This window comes from Streptomyces sp. MK37H (assembly GCF_018035285.1).
Classification (GTDB): Bacteria; Actinomycetota; Actinomycetes; order Streptomycetales; family Streptomycetaceae; genus Streptomyces; species Streptomyces endocoffeicus.
This window is the reverse complement of the sequence record NZ_JAAAYH010000421.1, coordinates 1-7,749: the sequence shown is the minus strand read 5'-3', so window position 1 is coordinate 7,749 and position 7,749 is coordinate 1. Positions and strand designations below refer to the sequence as shown.

The window sequence follows — 7,749 nt, the reverse complement described above, 5'->3', positions numbered from 1 at the left end:
CGCGACGGTGCAACCGGCGGCCAGCTCAAGGCCGTGACGGCGTCTGCGGGACATCTTCGGTCTCCTCGGCTAGGGAAATGGTCACGCTATGTGCCCACCTGGGCGCCAAGCGTAATTGCCGGGGGCGTGCCTCGCTCGGTGGGCCGCATCGGCCCCGCACGGGGGGCATGCGCCCGGGATATGCCAGGACGGTGAAAGTGACGGTGGATACGGGTCCGCCCCGCCGCGGGGGACGCGACGGGGCGGAATGGCGGAGCCGGTGGAGCGCTCGGGCTCAGCCGTTGAGGGTCTCGGCTGTTGAAGGTCTTGGGCTCAGCCGTTGAAGGTCTCGGGGTCGAAGCCCAGACGGTTGCCGGTCTCGAGGGAGTCGATCGCCGCCAGGTCCTCGGAGTCCAGCTGGAAGTCGAAGACGTCGATGTTGTCCTTGATCCGCGACGGGGTCACGGACTTGGGAATCACCACATTGCCGAGGTCCAGGTGCCAGCGCAGCACGACCTGGGCCGGGGTCTTCCCGTGCTTCTCGGCGATCGCTGCCAGCTTCGGGTCCTCCAGCAGGCCCTTGCCCTGGCCGAGCGGGGACCACGCCTCGGTGGCGATGTCATGGCGGGCGTTGAAGGCGCGCAGCTCCGCCTGCGGCAGCTGGGGGTGCAGCTCGATCTGGTCGATCACCGGGACGATCGAGGTCTCGGAGAGCAGCCGCTGGAGGTGGGCGGGGTGGAAGTTGGACACGCCGATGGCCTTGGCGCGGCCCTCGGAGTAGATCTTCTCGAACGCCTTCCAGGTGTCCACGTACTTGTCGACCCCGGGCAGCGGCCAGTGGATCAGGTAGAGGTCCACATACTCCAGGCCCAGCCTGGTCAGCGAGGTGTCGAAGGCGCGCAGGGTCGAGTCGTACCCCTGGTCGGCATTCTGGAGCTTGGTGGTGACGAACACCTCGTCGCGCGCGATGCCCGACGCGGCGAGTCCCTTCCCCGTGCCCTCCTCGTTCCCGTATATCGCGGCCGTGTCGATGCTGCGGTACCCGGCATCCAGTGCGTTGCGCACCGCGACCTGTGCCTCGTCGTCCGGGATCTGCCAGACGCCGAAGCCGAGCTGCGGCATCCGTACGCCGTTGTTGAGCGTGATGAAGGGGACCTTGCTCACGAGCAGTCGATCCTTACGTCGGATGTGGATTACGTGCTTCCAACCGACACAACGATCAACGGCCTGCCGTCATTCCCGTTCACCAGGGACTTCCGCGCAGGACCACCACGCCGTCCCCGTCCCGCCCGATGCGCTCCGCCGCCCGCCGTGCCGCCCGCTCCAGCGCGGGCGCCTCGCCCAGCAGACCGTAGAGCCCGCCCGCGAAGGCCGCCGACGCCGCGCCGTCCAGCGGTCCGCGGTGGGCGACCACCACCTCGGCCGCCCCGGCGAAGAGCGCGGCCAGCGGCGCGCCTTCGGGGCAGCCGAGCACCACACCGGGCAGCGGGGCGCCGGTCAGCCGGCGGTAGACGGTCAGCAGTTCGGCCAGACGTGCGGCCGGTGTGTGATGCGCCCGCCCGTCGCCGTCCTCGAAGACCAGCGTGCGCCCCTCACGGCGGCAGACCAGATGCAGCACATCCGGGCGTACGGTGAGGATCCGCCGCAGATCGGTGGCGGCCGCGGCGGGGCACCGGTCCACCGTCAGGACGCCACGGGCCGCCCGCTGGACCGCGGCTAACTCCTGGCCGCCCGGGGCGGCGCCGGTCACCAGCACCCGCCGGATCCCGCCCCCGCCCGGCCGCTCCCGTAAGGCGGCGCGGAACACCTCGTTGTGCGGATAGGAGACGCAGGCGGCGGCCAGGACGCGCAGCCTGCCGTCCGCGACCCGGCCCGCGGCGACCGCCCCGGCCACCGCGGACCAGAACTCCCCGGCGGTCGTGGCGGCCGCCGGTATGTGCTCGGCGGGGAAGCCCGCTCTGCGCAGCAGCGCCACGGCGGACGGGCCGGCCGGGAAGACCCGCGCCAACTCCTCGATTTCCTCGGTCGTCAGCGCCGGGTGCCCGTCCCCGTCCTGGCCGTCCACCGTGTTCCGCCGCTCCTCGCCTGTGCTCGTACCGCTCCGTGCCCCCCGTTCCGTCCCTACTGAAGCGCGGCCAGGCGCAGCGGTTCCTCGAGCTCCTCCCGGAAGCGGTGCAGGGTGTGCCCCTCGCGCACCGTGGCGCCCACCGCGACCGCCGCCCGGCTCACCGCCCCGCGCGGTGCCCGCACCACCATGGCCAGCCGGTACGTCCCGCCGATGCGCACCGTCGAGGTGTGCCGGATCTCCCAGCCCGGGTCGGAGCGCAGCTCCCGCCGCGCCTCCAGGCAGACCCGCTCGCCGAAGGCGGTGTCGCCTCCGTCCTGGAATCCGAGCCGCGGGCCGAGGTGGGCCGCCGGGGCCGATGCCGTCACCTCGGCGGTGAGCTGGCGCGGGGTCATGGACCAGGCCACCGGCTGGAAGACCGCGCTGCCCCGTCGCACCGGTTCCGCACTGAGGCTGAGATCGAGATTGACCGAGTGCAGGGCGGGGTCCGGCGCGTCCCGGGCGCAGGTCACCGACAGGTGCACCAGGTGAAAGACGGCGTTGTCCGCCTCGGTGCGCAGGAAGTCCAGCAGCTCCGGATCCGGTCCGACGAGGTCGGCCGTGACCGGTAAGGCCACCGGCCCGCCCAGGACCACCCGCCCGGCCAGCCTCGGGCCGCTGGGCTGGGGCGTCTCCTCGGACAGCAGGGCCAGTTCGCGTTCGGGAAGTTCGGGGAGAATGACATCGATCACTTCGTGCCCCCTTCGCGGCTCAGGAGTTGTACAGCGCCTCGACCTCGACGGCGTACGCCTGTTCGATGGCCTTTCGCTTCAATTTCAGCGACGGCGTCAGCAGACCATGCTCCTCGGAGAACTGCGCGGCAAGTATCCGGAAGGTACGAATCGACTCCGCCTGGGAAACGGTGGTGTTCGCCGCGACCACCGCCCGCCGGATCTCGGTCTCCAGATCGGGGTCCCGGACCAGCTCGCCCGGCGGCAGCTCCGGCTTGCCGCGCATCGTCAGCCAGTGCGCGACCGCCTCCGAGTCCAGGGTGACCAGCGCCGCGACATACGGGCGGTCATTGCCCACCACGATGCACTGGGCCACCAGCGGATGCGCCCGCACCCGCTCCTCCAGGCCCGCCGGGGAGACCGACTTGCCGCTGGAGGTCACCAGGATCTCCTTCTTCCGCCCGGTGATGGTGAGATAGCCGTCGTCGTCCAGCGTGCCCAGATCGCCGGTGGCGAGCCAGCCGTCGCGCAGCACCGCGTCGGTCGCCTTGGGATCGCCGAGGTAGCCCTCGAAGACCTGGCCGCCGCGCACCCACACCTCGCCGTCGTCGGCGAGGTGGACCGTGGTGCCGGGGATCGGCACGCCGACCGTGCCGAAGCGGGTCCGCTCGGGCGGGTTGGCGGTGGCTGCGGCGGTGGACTCGGTGAGGCCGTAGCCCTCGTAGATGATGACGCCCGCGCCCGCGAAGAACAGGCCGAGCCGCCGCTCCATGCCCGAACCGCCCGACATCGCGTGCCGCACCCGGCCGCCCATCGCGGCGCGCACCTTGCCGTAGACGGCCTTCTCGAAGAACTGGTGCTGCACCCGCAGCCCGGCGCCCGGACCCGGCCCGGTGCCGAACGCCTTGGCCTCCTGCGCCTCCGCGTACCGCACCGCCACGTCCACGGCCTTCTCGAACACCCCCAGCTTGCCCTCCGCCTCGGCCTTGCGGCGGGCCGCCGCGAACACCTTCTCGAAGATGTACGGCACCGCGAGGATGAAGGTCGGCCGGAACGTCTTCAGATCGGGCAGCAGCGCGGCGGCCGAGAGCTTGGGCTGGTGACCGAGCTTGACCTTGCCGCGGATGGCGGCGACCTCCACCATCCGGCCGAAGACATGGGCGAGCGGGAGGAAGAGCAGAGTGGCGGCCTCGTCGCCCCGCTTGGAGTGGAAGGCCTCCTCGTACCGTTCGACGATGTTGTCGCATTCCGCCATCAGATTGGCGTGAGTGATCACACAGCCCTTGGGGCGGCCGGTGGTGCCCGAGGTGTAGATGATGGTCGCGGGCTGCTCGGGGGTCACGGCCAGCCGGTGCCGTTCCACCAGATCGTCCTCGACGGATTCCCCGGCCGCCAGCAGCTCCTCCAGCGCCCCCGCGTCCAGCTGCCACAGCTGCCTCAGATGCGGCAGCCGGCCGACCACCGAGCCGACCGTCATCGCATGGTCCTCATGCTCCACCACACAGGCGGAGACCCCCGCGTCATGCAGCATCCAGCAGACCTGCTCGGCGGAGGAGGTGGGGTACAGCGGGACGCTCTGGGCACCGATGGTCCACAGGGCGAAGTCGAAGAGCGTCCACTCATAGCGGGTGGGGCACATGATGGCGACACGGTCACCGAACCGGACACCACGGGCCAGCAGGCCCTTGGCGAGCGCCGTCACCTCGTCCCGGAACTGGCCCGCGGTCACGTTCTGCCAGCCGCCGTCCGCCGTTTTGCGCGCCAGTGCAACCCGGAGGGGGTCGGAGTCCGCATGGTCGAAGACGGCATCCGCCAGTCCTCCGGCCTGAGGCGGCGTCGCCAACGGGGGGACGGTGAACTCGCGCAATACCTGCTCCTTGAAGCCGCTGGGCACAGCGCCGCGACCGTACCCGATCCGGCCCCCGATGCGGGAGAGGTGTTTTGTGCCCGGAACGTACGGAATGCCGGGCGGACAGTGAGGTGAAAGGGTATCAATCAGGCGTCGACGAGGGCGGATTGCGTGGAGTCTGGTCCTATGCGCCGTGTGTGTGGCTCATATGTAACGGCCTTCTGCACGAAATCTCTCCGATCGTGGCACAGGCCCCGCCAGGATCGCGGCGGCGAGTCGCTCCGCGGCGGCGTGCGAGGCGCCCTCCTGCCGACGCTTTCCGTACAACAGTACGAAATCCACCGGGCCGAGGTCGGGCAGCCCGGCCCGTTCGGGGACCGGCGCCAGGCCGGGTGGAATCAGGCCATGGGTGTGGGCCATCACCCCGAGCCCGGCGCGGGCCGCCGCGACCAGGCCGTTGAGACTGCCGCTGGTGCACACGATCCGCCATGACCTGCCGTGCCGCTCCAGCACATCCAGTGCGCGGGCCCGGGTCAGCCCGGGCGGCGGGAAGACGATCAGGGGGAGCGGACGGTCCGGATCCAGCCGCAGCCGCTCGGCGCCGATCCACACCAGCCGGTCCCGCCACACCAGCTGCCCGCCCGGCCGGTCCTCGGACCGCTTGGCCAGCACCAGATCCAGCTTGCCCGCCTCCAGCCGCTCATGCAGCGTGCCCGACAGTTCGACGGTGAGCTCCAGGTCCACCTCGGGATGGTCGCGGCGGAACCCCTCCAGGATCTCCGGCAGCCGGGTGACCACGAAGTCCTCCGAGGCGCCGAAGCGCAGCCGGCCGCGCAGCCGGGTGCCCCGGAACCAACTCGCCGCCCGCTCGTTCGCCTCCAGGATGGAGCGGGCGAACCCCAGCATCGCCTCGCCGTCCTCGGTCAGCTCCACCCCATGGGTGTCGCGGGCGAACAGCTGCCGCCCGACGGCCGCCTCCAGCTTGCGCACCTGCTGGCTCACGGTGGACTGGCGCACCCCGAGGCGGTCGGCGGCCTGGGTGAAGCTGAGGGTCTGGGACACCGCGAGAAACGTCCGGAGCTGGGCGGGGTCGTACATGGCAGCCACTCTACGCCGAGGCCATCACGGAACGCGATGACAGTCAGAGCGGTATACGGGATTCCCGATGGCCTTGATCGGGAGCACCATGGAACGGGCCCCGTCCATGTCTAGGCCAGGCGAGAACGAGCGAGAAGCCAGGCGAGAACGAGCGAGAAGCCAGACCAGAAAGAGCGAGAAGCCAGACCAGAAAGAGCGAGAGTCCGGCCAGAAGAGCGAGAAGTCCGGCCAGAAAGAGCGAGAAAGAGAACGAATGCCGCACCGCCCGCACCTCCGCAAGATCGCACTTCCCGCCCTTCCCTCCTGGCTCCCCCTGGACGGTTTCATCCTCGGACTCATCGGCACCGTGGCGCTCGCCGCGTTGCTCCCGGTCAGCGGCCGGGCCGCCACCGTCACCGACGGGGCCACCACGGTCGCGGTCGCCTTCCTCTTCTTCCTCTACGGTGCCCGGCTCTCCACCCGGGAGGCGCTGGACGGGGTGCGCCACTGGCGGCTCCATCTGACCGTGCTGGTGTGCACCTTCGTCATCTTCCCGGCCCTCGGCCTGGCCGCGCGCGGGCTGGTGCCGTACGTGCTGACGCATCCCCTCTACACCGGGCTGCTCTTCCTGTGCCTGGTGCCCTCCACGGTCCAGTCCTCGATCGCCTTCACCTCGATCGCCCGGGGCAATGTGGCCGCCGCGATCTGCGCGGGCTCCTTCTCCAGCCTGCTCGGCGTGGTGGTCACCCCGGTGCTGGTCGCGCTGTTGCTGGGTGGCAGCGGAGGCGGCTTCTCGGCCGACTCGATGATCAAGATCGGTCTTCAGCTGCTGGCCCCCTTCCTCGCCGGTCAGCTGCTGCGCCGCTGGGTCGGCGGCTTCATCTCGCGCCACCGGGCGGTGCTGCGGCTGGTCGACCGGGGCTCGGTGCTGCTCGTGGTCTACGCGGCGTTCAGCGAGGGCATGGTCCGGGGCATCTGGCACCAGGTGACCCCGGCGCGGCTGGCGATCCTGCTCAGCGTCGAGGCGGTCCTGCTCACGGTGATGCTCACGCTCACCTCGTACGGTTCGCGGAAGCTGGGCTTCGTCCGTGCGGACCGGATCACGATCGTGTTCGCGGGGTCGAAGAAGAGCCTGGCCGCCGGGCTGCCGATGGCGAGCGTGCTCTTCGGGGCCCAGGCGAGTCTGGCGGTGCTGCCGCTGATGCTCTTCCATCAGATGCAGCTGATGGTCTGCGCGGTGCTGGCCCGCCGCTTCGCGGCGCGGGCGCCGGAGGCGGCGGTGACGGGAGCCGAGAACCGGTCCGTGGCTCAGGCTGATACGGGCAGCACGGGCAGCACGGGCAGCACGGGCAGCGCGGACAGCGCGGACGACGCCGCGCTGACCCGCGTCTGACGTCAGCTTGTGGCGGCCGGGTTTCCGGCGGTCTGGTCTCCGGCCGGCGGCAGCGGCTTGCGGGCGATGAGGGACGCCTGCGGGGTGGGTTCCCAGCGCTCCGGTTCCCGGAAGGTCCGGGCGTGGACCGGCAGTCCGGCCCCGGCCAGCAACTCGGCGATCCGGTCCGGCTGCCACCGGCGGAAGGTCAGCGACACCTCATGGCCGAACGCCTCCGTGTAGACCCGCTGTTCATCGCCCACCTGGAAGCCCACCAGCGCGTATCCACCGGGCGCCAGAACCCGGTGGAACTCGGCAAACACATCCGGCAGCCGCTCCTGCGGAATGTGGATCGTCGAGTACCACGCCACCACGGCGGCGAGGGTGCCGTCCGGGATGTCCAGCGCCAGCATGGACCCTTCCTCGAACCGCAGCCCGGGGTGCTCCCGCCGGGCCAGCTCGACCATCCGCGGCGACAGGTCGATCCCGTACACGGACAGCCCCAGACCGTGGAGATGCGCGGTCACCCGGCCCGGCCCGCTGCCCACATCGGCCACCGGTCCGCCCCCGGCGTTCCGTACCAGCTCGGCGAAACCGGCGAACACCGCCCGTTCCAGCGTCTGGGCCGCCAGTTCATCGCGGAAACGCTCGTCGTAGTCGAGGGCCATGGCGTCGTAGGACGCCCGAGTGGAGTTGA

7 protein-coding genes are annotated in these 7,749 nt (G+C 70.9%); 1 reads left to right on the top strand and 6 read right to left on the bottom strand.

Annotated features, from left to right (window positions below):
• Positions 1-312: 312 nt before the first annotated feature.
• The 5 genes from GWI24_RS36415 to GWI24_RS36395 all read right to left on the bottom strand — a co-directional run bounded on the left by GWI24_RS36415 (position 313) and on the right by GWI24_RS36395 (position 5,701).
• On the bottom strand, positions 313-1,143 hold the full coding sequence (locus GWI24_RS36415) for an aldo/keto reductase (RefSeq protein ID WP_308344206.1): 831 nt from the start codon (positions 1,141-1,143) through the stop codon (positions 313-315).
• Between the two features lie 79 nt (positions 1,144-1,222).
• Positions 1,223-2,044, bottom strand: a complete 822-nt coding sequence (locus GWI24_RS36410; protein ID WP_210950315.1) for an effector-associated domain EAD1-containing protein — start codon at positions 2,042-2,044, stop codon at positions 1,223-1,225.
• Between the two features lie 56 nt (positions 2,045-2,100).
• On the bottom strand, positions 2,101-2,775 hold the full coding sequence (locus GWI24_RS36405; RefSeq protein WP_210950314.1) for a hypothetical protein: 675 nt from the start codon (positions 2,773-2,775) through the stop codon (positions 2,101-2,103).
• Between the two features lie 19 nt (positions 2,776-2,794).
• Positions 2,795-4,621: a long-chain fatty acid--CoA ligase gene (locus GWI24_RS36400; protein ID WP_210950316.1), complete on the bottom strand. Its 1,827-nt coding sequence runs from the start codon at positions 4,619-4,621 to the stop codon at positions 2,795-2,797.
• Between the two features lie 186 nt (positions 4,622-4,807).
• Positions 4,808-5,701, bottom strand: coding sequence for a LysR substrate-binding domain-containing protein (locus GWI24_RS36395; protein ID WP_210950313.1), 894 nt, complete (start codon positions 5,699-5,701; stop codon positions 4,808-4,810).
• Positions 5,702-5,954: 253 nt separating this feature from the next.
• On the opposite strand from GWI24_RS36395, the gene GWI24_RS36390 reads away from it, so the two are divergent.
• Positions 5,955-7,073 (top strand): bile acid:sodium symporter family protein, encoded by a 1,119-nt coding sequence (locus GWI24_RS36390; protein ID WP_210950312.1) that lies wholly within the window; start codon positions 5,955-5,957, stop codon positions 7,071-7,073.
• A gap of 2 nt (positions 7,074-7,075) precedes the next feature.
• On the opposite strand, the gene GWI24_RS36385 is transcribed toward GWI24_RS36390, so the two are convergent.
• Positions 7,076-7,749 (bottom strand): class I SAM-dependent methyltransferase (locus GWI24_RS36385; RefSeq protein ID WP_210950311.1); only part of this gene is annotated, 674 nt, incomplete at its 5' end.